The sequence below is a fragment of the Stenotrophomonas sp. STM01 genome, assembly GCF_014852135.1.
Lineage (GTDB): Bacteria > Pseudomonadota > Gammaproteobacteria > Xanthomonadales > Xanthomonadaceae > Stenotrophomonas > Stenotrophomonas capsici.
In genome coordinates this window covers 771,676-788,788 of sequence record NZ_JACVBA010000001.1, presented here as the reverse complement: position 1 = coordinate 788,788, position 17,113 = coordinate 771,676, and the positions used below count along the sequence as shown (strand labels likewise).

Sequence of the window (17,113 nt, the reverse complement as noted above, 5' to 3'; positions counted from 1 at the left end):
CCGACGTAGGAAGCGCGTCGAAATTGTCGCGCGTTTCGACGGCATTCCGACGGCCGGGGCGCTAGGATGATCGCCGAATTGATCCCGGGCCTGGCCGGGACCGGAGAGGTCCAACGCAATGCGGCTGCTGGTCGTGGAAGACAATCGCAACCTGATCGCCAACCTGTTCGACTACTTCGAGGCCCGCGGGCACGTGCTCGACGTGGCGCCGGACGGGGTGACCGGCCTGCACCTGGCCGCGACCCAGGACTACGACGCGATCCTGCTGGACTGGATGCTGCCGCGCATGGAGGGGCCGGAAGTGCTGCGCCGCCTGCGCGAGGAACACCGCTCCGAAGTGCCGGTGATCATGCTCACCGCCCGCGACGAGCTGCCGGACAAGATCGCCGGCTTCCGTGCCGGGGCGGACGACTACCTGACCAAGCCGTTCGCCCTGCCCGAACTGGAAGTGCGGCTGGATGCGGTGCTGGCGCGGATCAAGGGACGCAACCCGCGCAAGGTGCTGGAGGTCCACGACCTGCAGCTGGACCTGGGTTCGCTGGAGGCCCGGCGCGACGGGCAGGTGCTGCACCTGTACCCGGCCTGCCGCAAGCTGCTGGAGGTGCTGATGCGCGCCAGCCCGGCGGCGGTCACCCGCGACCAGCTGGAGTACGCCTTGTGGGGCGACGAACCGCCGGATGGCGACATGCTGCGCTCCCATATCTATGAGCTGCGGCGTGCGGTGGATGGCCCGTTCGCCCAGAAGCTGCTGCATACCCTGCCGCGGGTCGGCTACCGGTTGTCGGCGCCGTCGCCCGGAACCACTGGATGAGCCGGCGCTCCACGCTGCGGCGCAAGCTGCTGGGTTGGTTGGGGATCTACCTGGCGTTGATCACGCTGGTGGTGTTCAGCGCCGCCAACTACGTGCACGAGCACGCCGAGCATGCGGTCTGGCGCTCCCTGCTGAACACCGAACTGGACAGCGTGCTGGCGCACATGCGCATGGACCGGGATTACCACTGGCAGGATTCGGACACCCTGCACCTGTTCATCGAGCGTGGTGGCGCGCCCATCCCGGAAAGCATGGCCACGCTGCATCCCGGCCTGCATGACGGTGCGCTGTTCCTGGGCAAGCAGACCGCCGTGATGGTGCGCGATACCTCCGATTACGGACGGGTGATCCTGGCGCTGGACATCACCGACTTCGGTGAGCTGGAGCACTTCATCACCCGCTGGTCGCTGCTGGCTGGCGTGGCGTTGGTCATCGTGACCCTGTTGATGGCATGGCTGGGCGTGGCACGGCTGGTGCGCCCCCTGTCCGCGCTCGCAAGCGACATCGCCGCGCTGCGGCCCGAACAGCGCGGGCAGCGGGTGGCGGTGGACCGGCGCGGTTCGGCCGAGATGGAGGTCATCGCCGGTGCGTTGAACGACTACCTGCAGCGCAACGAGCACTTCGTCGAGCGCGAGCGCGCCTTCATCAGCGCGGCCAGCCATGAGCTGCGCACGCCGGTGGCCGTGATCAGCGGCGCCGCCGAACTGGCGCTGGAACAGCCGGAGCTGCCGCCGCGCGCGCGCCAGCAGCTGGAGCGGGTGCGTGGTACCGCGCAGGGCGTGGAGCAGCTGATCCAGTTGCTGCTGGTGCTGGCGCGGGACCCGGCGCGGTTGTCGGCGATGAGCGAGTTGCTGGCGGTGGAGCAGCTGTTGCCGGAAATCATCGAGGACCACCGGCATCTGGCCTGCGGCAAGGAGCTGGACATGCAGCTGCACGCGGAGCCCTGCCGGATCATCGCGCCGATGGGCGTGGTGCAGGCGGCGATCGGCAACCTGCTGCGCAACGCGATCGAGAACAGCGACCGCGGCATGATCCGGATAAGCGCTTCGGCGCAGGCGGTGGTGACCATCGAGGACCCCGGTCACGGCATGAGCCCGGAGGAGGTCGCCCAGCTCTACGCGCGGCTGGCCAAGGGCGAGCGCAACCCGGGCTCGGGCATCGGCATGGACCTGATCGCACGCCTGTGCGACCACCTGGGCTGGGAGCTGACTATCCAGTCGCAACCCGAGCGCGGCACCCGCGTCACCCTCGACATGGGCAGTTCGTTGCCGCCGGACTCGGCGTAGGCGCGGCTTCGGCCGCGAAACCGGGAAGGCGCGGCAGGGTGCGGGGCGTGCCCGCGTCAATGCGGCCGGCGGCGATCGCGGCGAAGGGGCGGGCAGACGGCTGGCTTCGCGCCTGAGGGCGCTGCTACGGCGCGGCCGCATCCAACGACGGCAGCAGCGCGCGTTCAACCAGCCAGCGCCGGGCGTCGTCGGCATCCTGCTCGAACCAGGCCTGCGTCGATCCCAGCCGGTAGGTGTAGCCCCAGGCGTCCATGTCGGCCATCAGCCGCGCGCTGCCCACGCCGGGCAACTGCCCGGCCAGCACGATCTGCAGGTAGCAGGTGGCGTCTTCCTCGGGCACCGAATCGGTGGCGTCGGTATGCACCTGCGCGCGCCGTTCGGGCGGCAGCACGATCAGGTGGCAGGACTCGTGCAGCATCGAATGGATCGGCGTGTCATCGCGCACGTATACGTCGTTGGCGATGATGCCGGCCTCCGGCTCGCCCCAGTAGCTGCCGGGGATGGTCTCGCCGGCAGCGACGTGGTTCAGACGCAGCCCGTGGCGGGCGAGCAGGGCGACGGCGTCGTCCCACTGGATGTCGCCGACGCACATCACCGTGGCGGTCGGTTCGGGGGAAAGGGTTTCGTTCACGGGTACGGGGTGCCCGGCGGCCGTGGCCGCCGGGTGGGTATCACTTGTCGTCGGGCAGGGCGACGGAGATGTCGAGCACGTCGTTGGCGCCGTCCTTGACCAGGTCCACCTTGACCGCGTCGGCATCGATGTTGACGTACTTCTTGATCACTTCCAGCAGCTCGCGCTGCAGCAGCGGCAGGTAATCCGGGCCGCCGCGGGTGCTGCGCTCCTGCGCGATGATGATCTGCAGGCGGTTCTTCGCGGTTTCGGCGGTGTTCTTTTTCTGCCTCAGGAAATCGAGCAGTCCCATGCTTATCCTCCGAACAGCTTGCTGAAGAAGCCCTTCTTCTCGACCGTCGTGAAGCGCATCGGGCGCTCCTCGCCGAGGATGCGGCCCACCGCGTCTTCATAGGCCTGGCCGGCCGGCGATTCGGCGTCCAGGATGACCGGTTCGCCCTTGTTGGAGGCGTTGAGCACGTCACCGGATTCGGGGATCACGCCGATGGCCTTCAGCCCCAGCACTTCCTCCACGTCGGTGATGCTGAGCATCTCGCCGCTTTCCACGCGGACCGGGCTGTAGCGGGTCAGCAGCAGGAAGGCCGGCACGCCGCCGTTGCCGGTCTCGGCCTTGGCGGTCTTGGAGTCGAGCAGGCCGATGATGCGGTCCGAGTCACGCACCGAGGACACTTCCGGGTTCACCACCACCACGGCGCGGTCGGCGAAGTACATCGCCAGGAACGCGCCCTTCTCGATGCCGGCCGGGGAGTCGCAGATGATGTAGTCGAAGCCGTCGGCGGCCAGGTCCTTGAGGACCTTCTCCACGCCTTCCTTGTTCAGCGCGTCCTTGTCGCGGGTCTGCGAGGCAGCCAGCACGTACAGGTTCTCGAAACGCTTGTCCTTGATCAGGGCCTGCTTGAGCGTGGCCTCGCCATGGACGACGTTGACGAAGTCGTACACCACCCGGCGCTCGCAGCCCATGATCAGGTCCAGGTTGCGCAGGCCGACGTCGAAGTCGATGACGGCAACCTTCTTGCCGCGGCGTGCAAGGCCAGACGCGATGCTGGCGCTGGAAGTGGTCTTGCCCACGCCGCCTTTGCCGGAAGTGACAACGATGATTTCAGCCAAAGGATTTCTCCTGAATATTCGGGGTGGGCTGCGTCAATCCAGCGCAGCGATCATGATCTGGTCCTGTTCCAGCCAAACCTGCACGGACTTGCCACGCAGATTGTCCGGAATATCGTCCAGCACCTTGTAGCGTCCTGCAATGGCAACGAGTTCAGCATGGAAGTCGCGGCAGAAGATGCGAGCCGCTTCATTGCCTTGCGCGCCAGCCAGGGCACGGCCACGCAGGGTACCGTAGATATGGATGCTGCCATCGGCAATGACCTCGGCGCCGGCACCCACCGTTGAGAGTACGGTCAGGTCGCAGTTCTCCGCGTACAGCTGTTGGCCGGAGCGGACGTTGGTCAATTGCATGCGGCCCGGCTGCGGCGAAGCGGCCGGAGGCGCGGGGGGCGCCGGTACCGGGGCGGGTGCCGGTTCCGGTGCGCGCGGGCGCGCTGCCGGTTCGGCATCGGCCCGTTCGTACTGGGCGCGGAACTTGGCCAGCAGCGGCAGGCCCAGCTGCTCGGCCAGGCGCTCGGTTTCCTGGGTGCCGTAGGCGAGGGCGACCGGCAGTACGCCGGCCTCGCGCAGGCCGGCGAGCAGTGCCTGGGCCGTGGCCAGGTCGGGGAGCTGGATCAGCCCGCCGAAGTCCAGGATCACCGCGGCACGGCCGAACAGCTTCGGCGCACGCGCCACGCGCTCGTGCATTTCCTGGGTCAGTCGCGCCACATCGAGGGTGCGGATACGCAGGTTGGCGATGCCGACCTGCCCGATTTTCAGTTCACCTGCCTGTTCGTAATCCAAATTCACTGCCATGTTCAGGTTCCCGTCGGACGCTGCTGCAGCGGCCGGCGTGTGTTGCCCACCCAAGGAACGTCGGGCAGGTTGTCGCCATAGGTTTCCTTCACCCATTCGTAGCTGCACAGGTCCTTGAGCAGCATGCTGGCCCGCACGTCCACGTCCGGCATGGTGTTCTGGCCGACCTCGCGGAAGCCGAAGCTGCCATGGAACAGCAGCGCGGCATCGGCGCCATGGTCGAGGAACACCTCGCAGGCCATCTGCGGATAGCGCAGCTCGGCGTAGCTCTGGGCGTCGGCGTAGAACGCCCGGCCCACGCCACCACCGCGGCGGCGGCTGGCCACCACGATGCGGTCAATGTAGAAGAAGCTGGGGTAACGCTTCTGGAACCAGGCGAAGTTGCAGCTGTCGTGCTCGGCGTGGCTGCCATAGCCGACCAGGAAGCCGGCCATGTTGCCGTCGCGCTCGGCGATGCGGAAATACTCGGCCGTCTCGTAGAAGCGACGGACCTTGGCCGCATCCAGCGGGAGGATCGCCAAGCCAGCGTTATTGTTCAGTGCCAGAACGGAATCAAGCTCGTGCTCGCGCACGTCGCGGATGACAATCGACATTGTGACTCCGTGGGGGTGAAACGGTCGTCGGCCCTGCGGGCTTTGCCGCGATTATCGCATGGCTGGCGCGGAGGCGGCGAGCGGCCCCATGCCGTTGGCGGGCATGACTTCCGTGGGAGAGCGCACGGGCCCTGCAATCCTTACCATGCACGCATGTTGGGATACCTCAGCCATACCCGCGTCCTCCGCCTGGCCGGCCTGTTCACCTGGGCCCTGGTCAGCCTGCCGCTGATCTATACGCAGTACGCGCCCGAAGAAGGGATGATGCAGCCGGGCGCCAACGAGGCCGCCTGGCTGTTCATCGCCTACCTGTCCTTCGGTGGCTGCTACTTCTGGCTGACCCGGGGGCTCAATGCCGCCGGGCATACCGGCTGGTACGACCGGCTGGCCCTGCTGCTGCTGACCATCTCGGCGCTGGTGGTCAGCTACATATCCGGCACCGGGCTGGGCAGCATCCTGATGATGGTGGCGGCGGGGGTGATCCCGTGGCTGCTGAGCAAATGGGTGGGCGTGCTGTGGCTGGTGGTCAGCCAGCTGGCGGTGCTGCCGGTCTACAGCCTGATCATCGGCCTGCCGCTGTTCGAGGCGCTGCTGCAGTCGCTGTTGTACGGCGGTTTCTCGATGTTCGTGTTCGTCACCAGCCTGGTCGCCCGCCAGCAGACGCTGGCCCGCGAGGAGCAGCGCCGGCTCAACGCCGAACTGCGCGCCACGCGCCTGCTGCTGGCCGAAAGTGCCCGGGTCAACGAGCGCACCCGTATTTCCCGCGAGCTGCATGACCTGCTCGGGCACCACCTGACGGCGTTGAGCCTGAACCTGGAAGTGGCCGGCCACATCACCGAGGGCCAGGCCCAGGAGCATGTCCGGCAGGCGCACACGCTGGCCAAGCTGCTGCTCACCGACGTGCGCGAGGCAGTCAGCCAGCTGCGCGAAAGCGGGGCCATCGACCTGGCCGCGGCGCTGCGGCCGCTGACCGAGCGGGTGCCGTCGCTGGACATCCATCTGCAGATGGACGACCCGCTGAACGTCGAGGACCCCGAGCGCGCCCATGTGCTGCTGCGCTGCACCCAGGAAATCATCACCAATGCGGTGCGTCATGCCGGCGCCCGCAACCTCTGGATCCAGGTCGAGCGGGAAGGGGGTGAGATCGTCATTGATGCCCATGATGACGGCATTGGCGGTGAAGTTGACGAGATCCTGCCGGGAAATGGCCTGCGCGGCATGCGTGAGCGGCTGGCCCAGTACCAGGGCAGCCTCGATGTATCGGCACGCAAGGGGGAGGGCTTCCGCCTTCGCGCCAGCCTGCCGGTGACTACCCATATGATGTTGGCCTCGGGGCCACAAGGAGTGAACTGATGATCCGTGTCTGCCTGGTGGACGACCAAACCCTGGTACGGCAGGGCATCCGTTCGTTGTTGGCGCTGGACGACGGCATCGAAGTGGTGGCCGAGGCCACCGACGGCCGGCAGGCGGTGGAGATGATCCCGACCGTGAAGCCGGACGTGGTGCTGATGGACATGCGCATGCCGGTGATGTCCGGGCTGGAGGCGTTGCAGACCCTGAGCCGGTTGGGCCAGCTGCCGCCGTCGATCATCCTGACCACCTTCGACGACGACCAGCTGGTGCTGGCCGGGCTCAAGGCCGGGGCCAAGGGCTACCTGCTCAAGGACGTCACCCTGGAGCAGCTGGTCGGTGCGATCCGCACCGTGTCCGAGGGCGGCTCGCTGGTGCAGCCGGCGGTGACCCAGCGGCTGCTGTCCGGGCTGGAGCACATGCGCAACGAGTTCGTCAGCCTGGACCGCCCGGACCCGTTGACCGACCGCGAGACCGAGATCCTGCGGCTGATGGCCAGCGGCTTCTCCAACAAGGAGATCGCCAACTCATTGGGCGTGGCCGAGGGCACCATCAAGAACCACGTTTCCAACATCCTGTCCAAGCTCGGTGTGCGCGACCGTACCCGTGCGGTGCTCAAGGCCTTCGAGCTGCAGCTGGTCTGAGCGGTGGGAGAGTTGGATGAATACGCGTGGGGTACTGGTGCCGGCGGTGCCACTGGAGTGAGAATGGGCGGCTCAGGGTCATCACGTGGCCTTGACGAATGCATGAAGGCACATCTGCTTGGCGGTTGATGCGCTACCCTGCGGTCTGTCGATCTGACGCCGCCATCCGGGGATGGAAACCGGTACGCCATTTGTAATCAACATCGTGCGAAAAGCCTGATAGGATGGGGGCTTCGCTTCAATCAACCCGGCCGTGGGATCGGCCCCGGAGACTCCTGAATGACCCGTATTATCGAGTTCCTGATTGCCTTGGGGATCGTGGCTGGCTTGTTTGTCATCATCGGCGTGTGTCTGCCGGGTGAGCGCCACATTTCCGAAAGCATCGAAACCAACCGCAAGATGACGATCGTGTATGACACGGTCAACAGCCTGCGCCGCTTCAAGGACTGGAACCCGCTGGTGCTGCGCGACAAGGCGGTCGAGCTGAAGTACAGCGGTCCGGATGCTGGCGTCGGTGCCCGCATGGAGTACTCCTCCAAGAATGACGCCCTGGGCCAGGGCAGCTGGGAGATCAAGGAAAGCGAGAAGAACAAGCGCGTCGTGATCGCCATCGACGACGTGACCCGCGGCACGGACAAGGTGACCACCTTCACCCTGGAGCCGACCGGCAAGAACGACCGCAACGTCAAGATCACCCAGGACTACTCGGTCAAGTACGGCTTCGACCTGTTCGGCCGTTACGCCGGCCTGTACGTCAGCCGCCACGTCGGCGACGACCTGAAGCTGGGCCTGTCGCGCATGGCCAACATGCTGGCCTCGGTGCCGAACGTTGACTACGCCGCTGCCGAAGCGCCGCTGACCGACCTGAAGGTCGTCGAGCTGCCGGCCGAGAACCTGCTGGTCGTCAACGCCGGCAACATCGACCGCAACAACGACTCCATCAAGCAGTCGATCAACGACAACATGGAGTGGATCAAGCGTGCGATGGATGCCAACGGCCTGGTCGCCGCCGGTCCGGTGCGCATCGTGACCACCGACTTCGGTGCCGAGAAGTACGCCTTCGACGTGGTCCTGCCGGTCCGCAAGGGCAGTGCTGCTCCGGCTGCCGCCGGCGACAAGGACAAGAAGGACGGCGAAGCTGCCGCCCCGGCGGCGCCGGTTGCCGCTTCCGGTGATGCACTGACCGTCAAGATCCCGTCCGGCAACCCGGTCACCTACGTGCACACCACGCCGCACCGTGCTGCCACCGCTGCCTACACCGGCCACATGGCTGGCCTGGATGTCGCCCGCAACGCGCTGCGTGCCTGGGCAACCACCATGGGCAACGAAGTGGTGGATCGTCCGTACGAGTCGTGGAAGGGTGGCGTGGACAAGGCGTTCACCACCGACGGCACCTACGACATCTACTGGGCCGTCAAGTAAGCGGCCGGATGTTGCTGGTGAAGTGATACACGAAAACGCGCCGCTCCCTGCGGCGCGTTTTTTTTGGGCCGGCCCGGCCGGCCCGCAGACGGGAGCAGGCACATGCTTGGACAGGAACGACGTTCGCGTAAACCTTCTTTCCTGGCGTTCTGTGGCGGCTTGCTGGCGGCCGTGGCGATCGGGCTGTCGGCCTATGCCTCGCACGGCGTGAGCGAGCCGCTGGCGCAGTCGCACCTGAACACCGCCGCGCTGTATGCGTTGGGCCATGGCGCGGTGCTGGCGGTGCTGGGCGGGTCGTCGTTGAACGGTCTCGCGCGGGTCGCGCTGTATGTGCTGCTGCTGGGGACGCTGCTGTTCTCCGGCAGCCTGGCCGGCAGCGTGCTGGCGCAGTGGCCGACCACGCTTGCACCGGCCGGCGGCACGACCCTGATGGGGGGCTGGGTGCTGCTGGCACTCAGTGCGCTGAAGCGCTGACCCCATGCCGCGTCATGCGCGTGGTTTCGATGTCGATCAGGCGCTGGCGCACCTGCAGCGCAGTGATCGGAAGCTGGCCGGCTGGATCCGCCGGCTGGGGCCGTTGCCGGCGCCGGATGGCTGGAAGCGATCGTTCGATCCGGTCGATGCGCTGGCGCGCGCGATCCTGTTCCAGCAGCTCAGCGGCAAGGCGGCCTCCACGATCGTGGGCCGGGTGGAGGCGGCCATCGGCAGCCGGCGCCTGCATGCCGATACCTTGTCGTTGATCGATGATGCCGGGCTGCGCGCGTGCGGCGTGTCCGGCAACAAGTCGCTGGCGCTGCGTGACCTGGCCCGGCGCGAGGCCGCCGGCGAACTGCCGACGTTGCGGCAGATGTCGACGATGGACCATGAGGACATCATCCGGGCCTTGGTGCCGGTGCGCGGCATCGGGCGCTGGACGGTGGAGATGATGCTGATGTTCCGGTTGGGCCGGCCGGACATCCTGCCGATCGATGACCTGGGCATCCGCAAGGGCGCGCAGCGCGTGGACAAGGCCGGGGCGGTGCCGACGCCCAAGGCGCTGGCCGAACGGGGTGAGCGCTGGGGGCCGTACCGCACCTACGCCAGCCTGTACCTGTGGCGGATCGCGGACTTCAGCGCTGATCCGAAGCCGGCCACCAACCGCTCTCAGGATTGAGCGCCGCCGGTAGGTGCGGCTTCGGCCGCGAAGTGGGCAGGCTCCCGGTCCCGGTCAGGATTCACGGCGTGACTCGCGCCGCTTCGCTGCCGCGGGGCAGTTGCCTCGCCCGGTGCAGTTCCGTCGTTCGTGGCGGCCGCTCCCGCGGGATCAGCCGTGCGGCAGATAGCGGTCCCACAGCAGGTTGCGGAAGCGGTTGTCCGGATCCACCAGGCGCTTGATCGCGGCGAAGCGGGGCGCCTGCGGGTAGGCGCTGCGGAACTGCGCCAGCGTGGCATGCAGGCGATAGGGCAGGTAGTAACAACCGCCATGTGCCAGCGCGGCGGCGATCAGCTGCCGGGTCCAGCGACGGGTGTTCTGCTCGGCCGCATTCCAGTTGCGTTGCTTGTGGTACAGCACGAAACAGAACACGTCCTCGCGCGCCCAGCGCATCAGCGAGGTGGTGTCCGCCGGTGCGTGCCGGATCGAGATGTTCAGCGCATTGGCCTCGCCCTCGCGCAGGATGCGCGCCATCGCCCGTGCGAACGATGCGAAGGCCGACATCGGGACGAAGTACTCCTGCAGCAGATAGGACGACATGCGCCGCGTGCGGGGTTCCAGCGCGGTCGCGTCCAGGCTGGCCTCCAGGTTGCGCCGGATCACGCGTGGCTGGGCCAGCAATTGCCGGGTCTGGTAGACGTCGCGCAACTGGTCGCCTCCCGGCAGCTCGGAGGCGGCCCAGATCATGTTCTGCTGCTTGGGGTAGCTGGATTGGCCGGGCATCAGCCGCAGCGGGTCGGTCAGCGGCGCATGGCTGCGGCGCCAGCTGATCGCCAGGGGCCTGTCGAAGTCCGGCGGGATCAGGTCGGCGTTGTGCAGCACCACGTCGTCCCGGCCGAGCACCTGCGCCTGGAACCAGTCCGGATAGTCGGCCAGTGCAACCTGCTCGACCTTGCGCGCGATCACTTCATTGTCGGCCAGGTCGAGTTCGACCTCGGTGATCACGCCGAGCCCGCCGTACCCGCCGATCACCGCGGCGAACAGCTCCGGCTGCTGCATGCGCGAGAGCTCCAGCGTTTCACCGGCCGCGGTGACCAGTTGCAGGGCGCGCACCGTGCCAGCCAACGCACCATTGCCGATGTAGCGGCCATGGCAGTTGACCGAGACCGATCCGCCGATGGAGAAGTTGCTGTAGCTCTGCATGACCTTGACCGACAGGTCGTGCGGGTCGATCAACGCCTGCAGCTCTCGCCAGCGCATGCCGGCCTGCACGCGCACCCGCCGGTGGGCGGTGTCCAGCCAGACCAGGCGGTTCATCGTGGTCATGTCCAGCTGCAGCGCGTCGGGTTCGCGGGTCTGCCCGCCCATGCTGTAGCGGCCGCCTGCGATGCAGACCACCCCGGGCCAACGGCGCAGTGCCGCGGCAATGCCGGCGCTGCCGGTGGGGTGCAACGTGCCGGCGATCCGGGTCTGGTCCAGTTGCGCCACATCGCTCGCCTGCCGCTGCCCGGCGTCGCGACGGCACGCCGTCAAGCCGCCAAGCAGGCCTGCCGACAGCGTGCCCTGCAGCACCGCACGGCGGCGCGGATCAGTTCGGTGCGTCGTCACGGCTGGCAAGGCACCAATGCCACGGCTCGTAGACGATGCCGTGCGGATTGTTGCGGGGATAGCTCATGTGGAAGCCGAACGTGGCGGCGTGTTGCTGCAACCATGCGAACGCGACCGTGTGCTCGAAGGATTCCTCGGCGGCCGGCTCGCCGGGGCTGCTGATGTCCAGCGCGTTGCCGCCGTGGTGTTCGCTGTAGCCCGGTGCGGCATTGACGGTGAGGATCTGTTCCACCGACAGCCCGCGCGCCTGCTTCCGCTCGAAGATGCCCAGCTGGTAGGCGTGGCTGCGGTACCCGGAAATCGCCTCCAGGGCGATGCCGTCGGCCGCGGCGGCCTGCTGCATGCGCTGCCACGCGCGCGCCGCGGCACGGGTGAGCCACAGGGGGCGGCGGTAGCGGTCGAAGCCGGCCAAGGCCAGGTGTGCGGGTTCGGCCACCAGCGCCAGACCGGTGCGTTCGGCATAGCGGGCCTCATCCAGGCCGAGCTGGTCCAGGCGCTGCTGCAGGCGGTCCAGCGGAAGCGTGCCCGGCGGTGGTGGGATGCGCGCCGGTTGCGTGAGGCGGGTTTCCAGCGCGGCCAGGGCTTCGTTGATGCCGGCGGCATCGGCCAGGCGGGGGAGCAGGGGCATCAGCCCGCCAGCAAGCTGCGCGGCGAGGTAGCGCCCGTCCTGCTTGCGGCGCAGGACATGGCTGGCCCGCGCCAGCAGGCGTGCATCGTGGTTGCTGCGTGCGTGCAGCAACCCGCCGGGCCAGATTTCGATATCCGGGGTGTTGATCAGGAGATGGGGGGCGTTGCGCATCCGCCCAGCTTAGGGGCGCACACGCCGCTCGGCCAGCCGGCGGAGTTCATCGAGCAGCTGCCGGGGCTGCTCGGGACTGACCAGCACGACCGAACCATCGCGCAGTGGCAACACCAGCACGCGTTGGTTGTCGGTGATCAGGCAAAACGCCTTGCCGCCATCGGGCATGCGGAAGTGGCCCGAGCGGAAGCCGGGGAACTGGAAGCCATTGGCCTTGGATGCAGGCTTGAAGTCCGGATACTCGTCGAAGCGGACCGCGCGTGCACGGTCCAGGCGCAACTCGCTCAGCGCCACGCGCTTGCGGTACAGCGTGCTGACGATGTCCAGTTGCCCGCCGTCGAGCGTGATCGAGCGACGCCGGTAGAGCAGGCTCAGTGCAAGCGCCAGCAGTGGCAGCACCACCAGTGGTCCCCACGAGGTGAAAGCGGTGGTGACCGGGGATTTGCCGGCAAACAGGCGGAGCAGCGGCTCGAGGCTGATGGCCAGCAGGATCGGCCCCCACAGCCACCACAGCGCGCCGCGGCCCGCTGCGGCCAGCGGGATCGGGTGGGCGGCGGCATGGGCCGGGGGGATCATCGGGTGTGGATCCACCGGGCGATGTCGTTGATCAGGCCGGCATCGACGTGACCGGGCTGCTGGTAGTCCTGCAGGGCCGGCTTGCCGCTGGCACGGATGGCCAGGTGATTGAGCGCGGGGTAGTGATGGAACCGGTAGCGTTCGCCCTGCAGGCCCTTGCGCCACAACTGCCACTCGGCATCGACCACCTGGAAGTCCTGCCCACCCTGCAACAGCAGCACCGGCAGGCCGCTAGCGCGGACATCGGCGACCGGGTCGACCTGTTCCAGCTGCTGCCAGAAGCGCCCGGGCAGGTTCATCAGCGTGGCGTCGGGATCACGCCGTACCTGGGCGATGGCGGCGTCCAGTGCGTCCAGCTGCGCCTGCTCATCGGTGCTGACACTGCCGTCGAGGTTGGCCAGGTAGCGGTTCTGCTCGGCCAGGATGTCCAGGATCGGCCGCACCGGTGCGGCCAGCAGGATCAGCCCGGCCAGCTTGCCGTCGGTGGCCCTGGCGATCCGGCCGGCGAGCAGGCCGCCTTGGCTGTGGCCAAGCAGGTAGACCTGTTGCGGATCGATGCCGGGCGTGGCCGCCAGGGCCTGCACCGCGGCAGCGGCATCGTTGGTGGTTTCGTCATCGACGGTGAAGGCGCCCTGGAACTCCTGTGGGCGTGCATGGGTGCGCTTCTCGTAACGCAGCACCGCGATGCCCTGTGCGGCCAGGCCGCGCGCGATGTCCAGGAACGGGCGATTGGAACCGATGGTTTCGTCGCGGTCCTGCGGGCCGGAGCCATGCACCAGCACCAGCGCCGGGAACGGGCCCTTGCCCTTGGGCAGGGCCAGCGTGCCGGGCAGGGCGGCCTTGCCCGCTGCACTGGCAGGCACCTGGAAGTCCTGCTCGATGAAGGCCGCATCGGCGGCCGGCGCGGCGGCCGCTGGCGGGCCGGCCGGCTGGACCAGGAAACCGGTGATCCGGTCATCGCTGTCCAGGGCGACCCGTGCCTGCAGTGCGCCGTTGGCGTACTGCAACGGGATGACCACGATGCGCACGCCGTCGGCTTCGCTGGTGCGTGCATCGCCTCGGCCGGTGGCGGCCCCCATCTGCGCCGGCAGCGACTCCCAGACCGCGCGGAGCTTGTCGGCCGGGACCACAGCCTTCATCTGCGCCGAGAACATGGCCTCGGCCTGGGCGTACTGACCGGCGTCGAGCTGGTCGAGCAGGCGCGTGGCCAATGCTTCCGGCTCCGCCGCGAACGCACTGCCGGACAGGGTGAGCATCGCCGCGGCAATCCAGGCCGTCACGGTGTTCATCATTGCTCCTTCTTGAACACAAGCGTGGGCGAGGAAATCGTCGGCGTGGCGTGCACGACGTTGACCAGTTCCCAGCCGAGCCGGCCCTGCTTGTCCAGTTCTTCCTGCAGTGCTTCATGCCTGAAGCCGCCCATCAGGCCGGTCTTCACTTCAACGACGAGGTACTTCCATTGCTTGCTCATGGGTCTTCCTGTTTCGTGTCAGCGTCGGGTCTGGGAAGACGCCCGGCCTTGCGCAGGGCGTCGCGGATCACGTACTCGATCTGCGCGTTGAGGCTGCGCAGCTCATCGTCGGCCCAGCGCTGGGCCGCCGCCAGTACGTCGGCGTTGATGCGCAGCGGGTAGGCCTTCTTCTCACTCACTTGCGGGGGACTCCGTTGCGCTCGCGGCGCAGGTGCACCACCAGCGAGATGCCCAGCGCGTTGACCGCGATCACCAGCGCGATCACCACGCCGTAGGCGATGTTGCGGTTGTCGCCGGCCAGGTACACGCCAACCGCGCCGACGAACAGGCACAGCGCGATCAATGCCCAGCGCAGCCCCAGTCCGCGCGCATGCGCGGTGCCGGGGCGGCCGCTCCAGGCGGCGAAGCACAGGGCGGGGATGCCGGTGGCGGCGATGATCAGGGGGGCAAGGGCATTCAACGGGAGATCCTCAGTACAGCGAGCCGGCATTGACGATCGGCTGGGTGCCGCGGTCCGAGCACAACACGGTGAGCAGGTTGCTGACCATGTGCGCCTTGCGCTCCTCGTCCAGCTCGACCACGGCGTTCTTCTGCAGTTCGACCAGGGCCATCTCGACCATGCCGACGGCCCCGGCCACGATCTGCGTGCGTGCGGCGATCACCGCGCTGGCCTGCTGGCGCTGCAGCATGGCCTGGGCGATTTCCGGCGCGTAGGCCAGGTGGCTGATGCGGGCATCGAGCACCTGCACGCCGGCATCGGCCAGGCGTTCGGCCAACTCGTCCTTCAGGTGCTGGGAGATCTCGCTGGCATGGCTGCGCAGGGCCAGCTGCCCGTCGGTGTGCTGGTCGTAGGGGTAGCTGGTGGCCATCGCGCGCAGCGCCGACTCGGACTGGATGTGCACGAAGCTCTCGTAGTCATCGACGTTGTAGACCGCTTCGGAGGCATCGACCACCTGCCAGACGATGACCGCGGCGATCTCGATGGGCGAGCCGTCCAGCTCGTTGACCTTGAGCTTGCCGCTCTCGAAGTTGCGCACGCGCTGGCTGACCTTGCGCTTGGTCAGGAAGGGGTTGTTCCAGCGCAGGCCGTTGTCCTTGACCGTGCCGACGTACTTGCCGAACAGGCTGAGCACCGCGGCCTGGTTGGGCTGGACCATATACAGGCCGCAGCTGAGGAAGATGCCGACGGTCACCAGCACGATGCCGGCAAGCACCATCAACCCGCCGCCGCCCAGGCCGGATTTGGTCAGGACCACGGCGAAGATGATGGCGACCGTGCCCGCCAGCATCAGGGCGAGGGTGCCAAGCAGGGTGGGGATACCGGACAGCGAACTGAGAGGCTTCTCTTTCATGGCACGTCTTCCGTGGTGGTTGAGTGTGAAGATATCAAATTGATATCAATTAGCAAGTGCCCCGCGGACGGCCGGGATTGGCACCCGGAAGCGGGGTGGTGGACGGAACCCCGTGCCGCCGGCCGCCTGGCGGTGCGGCGCGCGCGGCCCCCGCCCAAGGGCCGGCTTGCCTAGAATGTGCATCCCTTTTGGTCCTGCCCCCGGAATCGCCTGATGACCACGCTCGGTACCCCGCTGTCGCCCTCCGCCACCCGTGTCCTGCTGCTCGGCTCCGGTGAACTGGGCAAGGAAGTCGCCATCGAGCTGCAGCGCTTCGGGGTGGAAGTGATTGCCGCCGACCGTTATGCCGACGCGCCGGCCATGCAGGTGGCGCACCGCAGCCACGTGCTGGACATGCTCGACCCGGCGGCGCTGAAGGCCGTGATTGCCCAGGAGCAGCCGCATCTGGTCGTGCCGGAGATCGAGGCCATCCACACCGAAACCCTGGTGCAGCTGGAAGCCGAACAGGGCCTGCGGGTGATCCCGACCGCCCGCGCCGCGCGCCTGACCATGGACCGCGAGGGCATCCGCCGGCTGGCAGCCGAGACGCTGGGCCTGCCGACCTCGCCGTACCGTTTCGTCGATACCGAGGCCGAATACCGCGATGCGGTGGCCGCGATCGGCCTGCCGTGCGTGGTCAAGCCGGTGATGTCGTCCTCGGGCAAGGGCCAGAGCACGTTGCGCAGCGAGGCCGACATCGGCCCGGCGTGGGACTACGCGCAGACCGGCGGCCGCGCCGGTGCCGGTCGCTGCATCGTCGAGGGCTTCATCGACTTCGAGTACGAGATCACCCTGCTGACCGTGCGGCATGCCGGCGGCACGTCGTTCTGCGATCCGGTCGGGCACTTGCAGCGCGACGGTGACTACCGCGAAAGCTGGCAGCCGCAGGCGATGTCGCCCAAGGCGCTGGAGCGCGCGCAGCAGATTGCCCGCGCCATCACCGACGACCTCGGTGGCTGGGGCCTGTTCGGCGTGGAGCTGTTCGTGAAGGGCGACGATGTCTGGTTCAGCGAGGTCTCGCCGCGTCCGCACGACACCGGCCTGGTCACGCTGGTATCGCAGGAGCTCAGTGAGTTCGCGCTGCATGCCCGCGCGATCCTGGGCCTGCCTATCCCGGTGATCCGTCACCTCGGCGCATCGGCCTCGTGCGCGATGCTGGCGCAGGGCAACGGCGTGCCGTTCTTCAGCAACGTGGCCGAAGCGCTGCTGCACCCGGATTCGGCGCTGCGCCTGTTCGGCAAGCCGATGGTGCAGGGCCAGCGCCGCGTCGGCGTCACCCTGGCACGCGCGGCCGACGTGGACCAGGCGCGTGCGATCGCGCGCGATGCGGCGGCTGCGATCGGGATTGAGCTGCGCTGAGCTGAGCGCGTTTTTGGAGCCCCCTCCCGAACCCTCCCCTTGGTTGTGCCAAAGGGAGGGGCAAAAGCAGGGTTCGTTGCAGCCTGAAGCGCCGCGCAGAACCGCCGCCTCCCTATGGCGCCGCCAAGGGGAGGGCGG

21 protein-coding genes are annotated in these 17,113 nt (G+C 67.8%); 8 read left to right on the top strand and 13 right to left on the bottom strand.

Features of this window, described 5'->3' with window-relative positions:
• Positions 1 to 118 precede the first annotated feature (118 nt).
• Together IB227_RS03635 and IB227_RS03630 are read left to right on the top strand one after the other, a co-directional pair.
• Positions 119 to 811, top strand: coding sequence for a response regulator transcription factor (locus IB227_RS03635; protein ID WP_192286334.1), 693 nt, complete (start codon positions 119 to 121; stop codon positions 809 to 811).
• Positions 808 to 2,097, top strand: coding sequence for a HAMP domain-containing sensor histidine kinase (locus tag IB227_RS03630; protein ID WP_192286333.1), 1,290 nt, complete (start codon positions 808 to 810; stop codon positions 2,095 to 2,097). Before IB227_RS03635 ends, IB227_RS03630 begins: the two co-directional genes overlap by 4 nt.
• Before the next feature lie 124 nt (positions 2,098 to 2,221).
• Here the strand turns inward: IB227_RS03630 and IB227_RS03625 are convergent, their stop codons facing one another.
• The 5 genes from IB227_RS03625 to IB227_RS03605 all read right to left on the bottom strand — a co-directional run bounded on the left by IB227_RS03625 (position 2,222) and on the right by IB227_RS03605 (position 5,223).
• The gene (locus IB227_RS03625) at positions 2,222 to 2,689 is read right to left on the bottom strand and encodes a hypothetical protein (protein ID WP_192287261.1); all 468 of its coding nucleotides are present in this window, start codon (positions 2,687 to 2,689) and stop codon (positions 2,222 to 2,224) included.
• Positions 2,690 to 2,768: 79 nt separating this feature from the next.
• Complete coding sequence (gene minE / locus IB227_RS03620; protein WP_132864545.1) at positions 2,769 to 3,020, bottom strand: cell division topological specificity factor MinE; 252 nt, start codon at positions 3,018 to 3,020, stop codon at positions 2,769 to 2,771.
• Between the two features lie 2 nt (positions 3,021 to 3,022).
• The gene (gene minD / locus IB227_RS03615; RefSeq protein WP_132864544.1) at positions 3,023 to 3,835 is read right to left on the bottom strand and encodes a septum site-determining protein MinD; all 813 of its coding nucleotides are present in this window, start codon (positions 3,833 to 3,835) and stop codon (positions 3,023 to 3,025) included.
• A 33-nt stretch (positions 3,836 to 3,868) separates the two neighbouring features.
• The gene (gene minC, locus IB227_RS03610; RefSeq protein ID WP_192286332.1) at positions 3,869 to 4,630 is read right to left on the bottom strand and encodes a septum site-determining protein MinC; all 762 of its coding nucleotides are present in this window, start codon (positions 4,628 to 4,630) and stop codon (positions 3,869 to 3,871) included.
• Between the two features lie 2 nt (positions 4,631 to 4,632).
• Positions 4,633 to 5,223: a GNAT family N-acetyltransferase gene (locus IB227_RS03605; RefSeq protein WP_132864542.1), complete on the bottom strand. Its 591-nt coding sequence runs from the start codon at positions 5,221 to 5,223 to the stop codon at positions 4,633 to 4,635.
• A 153-nt stretch (positions 5,224 to 5,376) separates the two neighbouring features.
• Between IB227_RS03605 and IB227_RS03600 the strand changes: the two genes are divergently transcribed.
• From IB227_RS03600 to IB227_RS03580, 5 genes are all read left to right on the top strand, one after another.
• The gene (locus IB227_RS03600; protein ID WP_132864541.1) at positions 5,377 to 6,576 is read left to right on the top strand and encodes a sensor histidine kinase; all 1,200 of its coding nucleotides are present in this window, start codon (positions 5,377 to 5,379) and stop codon (positions 6,574 to 6,576) included.
• Positions 6,576 to 7,217, top strand: coding sequence for a response regulator transcription factor (locus tag IB227_RS03595; RefSeq protein ID WP_132864540.1), 642 nt, complete (start codon positions 6,576 to 6,578; stop codon positions 7,215 to 7,217). Before IB227_RS03600 ends, IB227_RS03595 begins: the two co-directional genes overlap by 1 nt.
• Positions 7,218 to 7,496: 279 nt before the next feature.
• Positions 7,497 to 8,639, top strand: a complete 1,143-nt coding sequence (locus IB227_RS03590) for an SRPBCC family protein (protein WP_192286331.1) — start codon at positions 7,497 to 7,499, stop codon at positions 8,637 to 8,639.
• Positions 8,640 to 8,741: 102 nt separating this feature from the next.
• Positions 8,742 to 9,113, top strand: a complete 372-nt coding sequence (locus IB227_RS03585; protein WP_192286330.1) for a DUF423 domain-containing protein — start codon at positions 8,742 to 8,744, stop codon at positions 9,111 to 9,113.
• 4 nt (positions 9,114 to 9,117) lie between these two features.
• The gene (locus tag IB227_RS03580) at positions 9,118 to 9,792 is read left to right on the top strand and encodes a DNA-3-methyladenine glycosylase (protein ID WP_192286329.1); all 675 of its coding nucleotides are present in this window, start codon (positions 9,118 to 9,120) and stop codon (positions 9,790 to 9,792) included.
• 150 nt (positions 9,793 to 9,942) lie between these two features.
• Here the strand turns inward: IB227_RS03580 and IB227_RS03575 are convergent, their stop codons facing one another.
• The 8 genes from IB227_RS03575 to IB227_RS03540 are packed head-to-tail and all read right to left on the bottom strand — an operon-like array spanning position 9,943 to position 15,577.
• Positions 9,943 to 11,379, bottom strand: a complete 1,437-nt coding sequence (locus tag IB227_RS03575) for an FAD-binding oxidoreductase (protein WP_318639521.1) — start codon at positions 11,377 to 11,379, stop codon at positions 9,943 to 9,945.
• Positions 11,360 to 12,178, bottom strand: coding sequence for a M15 family metallopeptidase (locus tag IB227_RS03570; RefSeq protein ID WP_192286328.1), 819 nt, complete (start codon positions 12,176 to 12,178; stop codon positions 11,360 to 11,362). Before IB227_RS03570 ends, IB227_RS03575 begins: the two co-directional genes overlap by 20 nt.
• Before the next feature lie 9 nt (positions 12,179 to 12,187).
• Positions 12,188 to 12,754 (bottom strand): PH domain-containing protein, encoded by a 567-nt coding sequence (locus tag IB227_RS03565; RefSeq protein WP_192286327.1) that lies wholly within the window; start codon positions 12,752 to 12,754, stop codon positions 12,188 to 12,190.
• Positions 12,751 to 14,043, bottom strand: coding sequence for an alpha/beta fold hydrolase (locus tag IB227_RS03560; RefSeq protein WP_225591579.1), 1,293 nt, complete (start codon positions 14,041 to 14,043; stop codon positions 12,751 to 12,753). Before IB227_RS03560 ends, IB227_RS03565 begins: the two co-directional genes overlap by 4 nt.
• Complete coding sequence (locus IB227_RS03555; RefSeq protein WP_132864534.1) at positions 14,043 to 14,225, bottom strand: DUF4177 domain-containing protein; 183 nt, start codon at positions 14,223 to 14,225, stop codon at positions 14,043 to 14,045. The genes IB227_RS03560 and IB227_RS03555 overlap by 1 nt, the downstream gene beginning before the upstream one ends.
• Positions 14,222 to 14,404: an Arc family DNA binding domain-containing protein gene (locus IB227_RS03550; RefSeq protein WP_132864533.1), complete on the bottom strand. Its 183-nt coding sequence runs from the start codon at positions 14,402 to 14,404 to the stop codon at positions 14,222 to 14,224. The genes IB227_RS03555 and IB227_RS03550 overlap by 4 nt, the downstream gene beginning before the upstream one ends.
• On the bottom strand, positions 14,401 to 14,685 hold the full coding sequence (locus tag IB227_RS03545; RefSeq protein WP_192286326.1) for a hypothetical protein: 285 nt from the start codon (positions 14,683 to 14,685) through the stop codon (positions 14,401 to 14,403). The genes IB227_RS03550 and IB227_RS03545 overlap by 4 nt, the downstream gene beginning before the upstream one ends.
• 10 nt (positions 14,686 to 14,695) lie before the next feature.
• Positions 14,696 to 15,577 (bottom strand): SPFH domain-containing protein, encoded by an 882-nt coding sequence (locus IB227_RS03540; protein ID WP_132864531.1) that lies wholly within the window; start codon positions 15,575 to 15,577, stop codon positions 14,696 to 14,698.
• Positions 15,578 to 15,790: 213 nt separating this feature from the next.
• On the opposite strand from IB227_RS03540, the gene purT reads away from it, so the two are divergent.
• Positions 15,791 to 16,975: a formate-dependent phosphoribosylglycinamide formyltransferase gene (purT, locus tag IB227_RS03535; protein WP_192286325.1), complete on the top strand. Its 1,185-nt coding sequence runs from the start codon at positions 15,791 to 15,793 to the stop codon at positions 16,973 to 16,975.
• Positions 16,976 to 17,113 lie beyond the last annotated feature (138 nt).

Coding starts and splice junctions, on each gene's coding strand:
- minC (WP_192286332.1), bottom strand. CDS start 4,630: ATGGCAGTGAATTTGGATTACGAACAGGCAGGTGAACTGAAAATCGGG.
- IB227_RS03565 (WP_192286327.1), bottom strand. CDS start 12,754: ATGATCCCCCCGGCCCATGCCGCCGCCCACCCGATCCCGCTGGCCGCA.
- purT (WP_192286325.1), top strand. CDS start 15,791: ATGACCACGCTCGGTACCCCGCTGTCGCCCTCCGCCACCCGTGTCCTG.
- IB227_RS03560 (WP_225591579.1), bottom strand. CDS start 14,043: ATGAACACCGTGACGGCCTGGATTGCCGCGGCGATGCTCACCCTGTCC.
- IB227_RS03635 (WP_192286334.1), top strand. CDS start 119: ATGCGGCTGCTGGTCGTGGAAGACAATCGCAACCTGATCGCCAACCTG.
- IB227_RS03600 (WP_132864541.1), top strand. CDS start 5,377: ATGTTGGGATACCTCAGCCATACCCGCGTCCTCCGCCTGGCCGGCCTG.
- IB227_RS03585 (WP_192286330.1), top strand. CDS start 8,742: ATGCTTGGACAGGAACGACGTTCGCGTAAACCTTCTTTCCTGGCGTTC.
- IB227_RS03605 (WP_132864542.1), bottom strand. CDS start 5,223: ATGTCGATTGTCATCCGCGACGTGCGCGAGCACGAGCTTGATTCCGTT.
- IB227_RS03630 (WP_192286333.1), top strand. CDS start 808: ATGAGCCGGCGCTCCACGCTGCGGCGCAAGCTGCTGGGTTGGTTGGGG.
- IB227_RS03590 (WP_192286331.1), top strand. CDS start 7,497: ATGACCCGTATTATCGAGTTCCTGATTGCCTTGGGGATCGTGGCTGGC.
- IB227_RS03625 (WP_192287261.1), bottom strand. CDS start 2,689: ATGTGCGTCGGCGACATCCAGTGGGACGACGCCGTCGCCCTGCTCGCC.
- IB227_RS03580 (WP_192286329.1), top strand. CDS start 9,118: ATGCCGCGTCATGCGCGTGGTTTCGATGTCGATCAGGCGCTGGCGCAC.
- IB227_RS03595 (WP_132864540.1), top strand. CDS start 6,576: ATGATCCGTGTCTGCCTGGTGGACGACCAAACCCTGGTACGGCAGGGC.
- IB227_RS03540 (WP_132864531.1), bottom strand. CDS start 15,577: ATGAAAGAGAAGCCTCTCAGTTCGCTGTCCGGTATCCCCACCCTGCTT.
- IB227_RS03570 (WP_192286328.1), bottom strand. CDS start 12,178: ATGCGCAACGCCCCCCATCTCCTGATCAACACCCCGGATATCGAAATC.
- IB227_RS03555 (WP_132864534.1), bottom strand. CDS start 14,225: ATGAGCAAGCAATGGAAGTACCTCGTCGTTGAAGTGAAGACCGGCCTG.
- minE (WP_132864545.1), bottom strand. CDS start 3,020: ATGGGACTGCTCGATTTCCTGAGGCAGAAAAAGAACACCGCCGAAACC.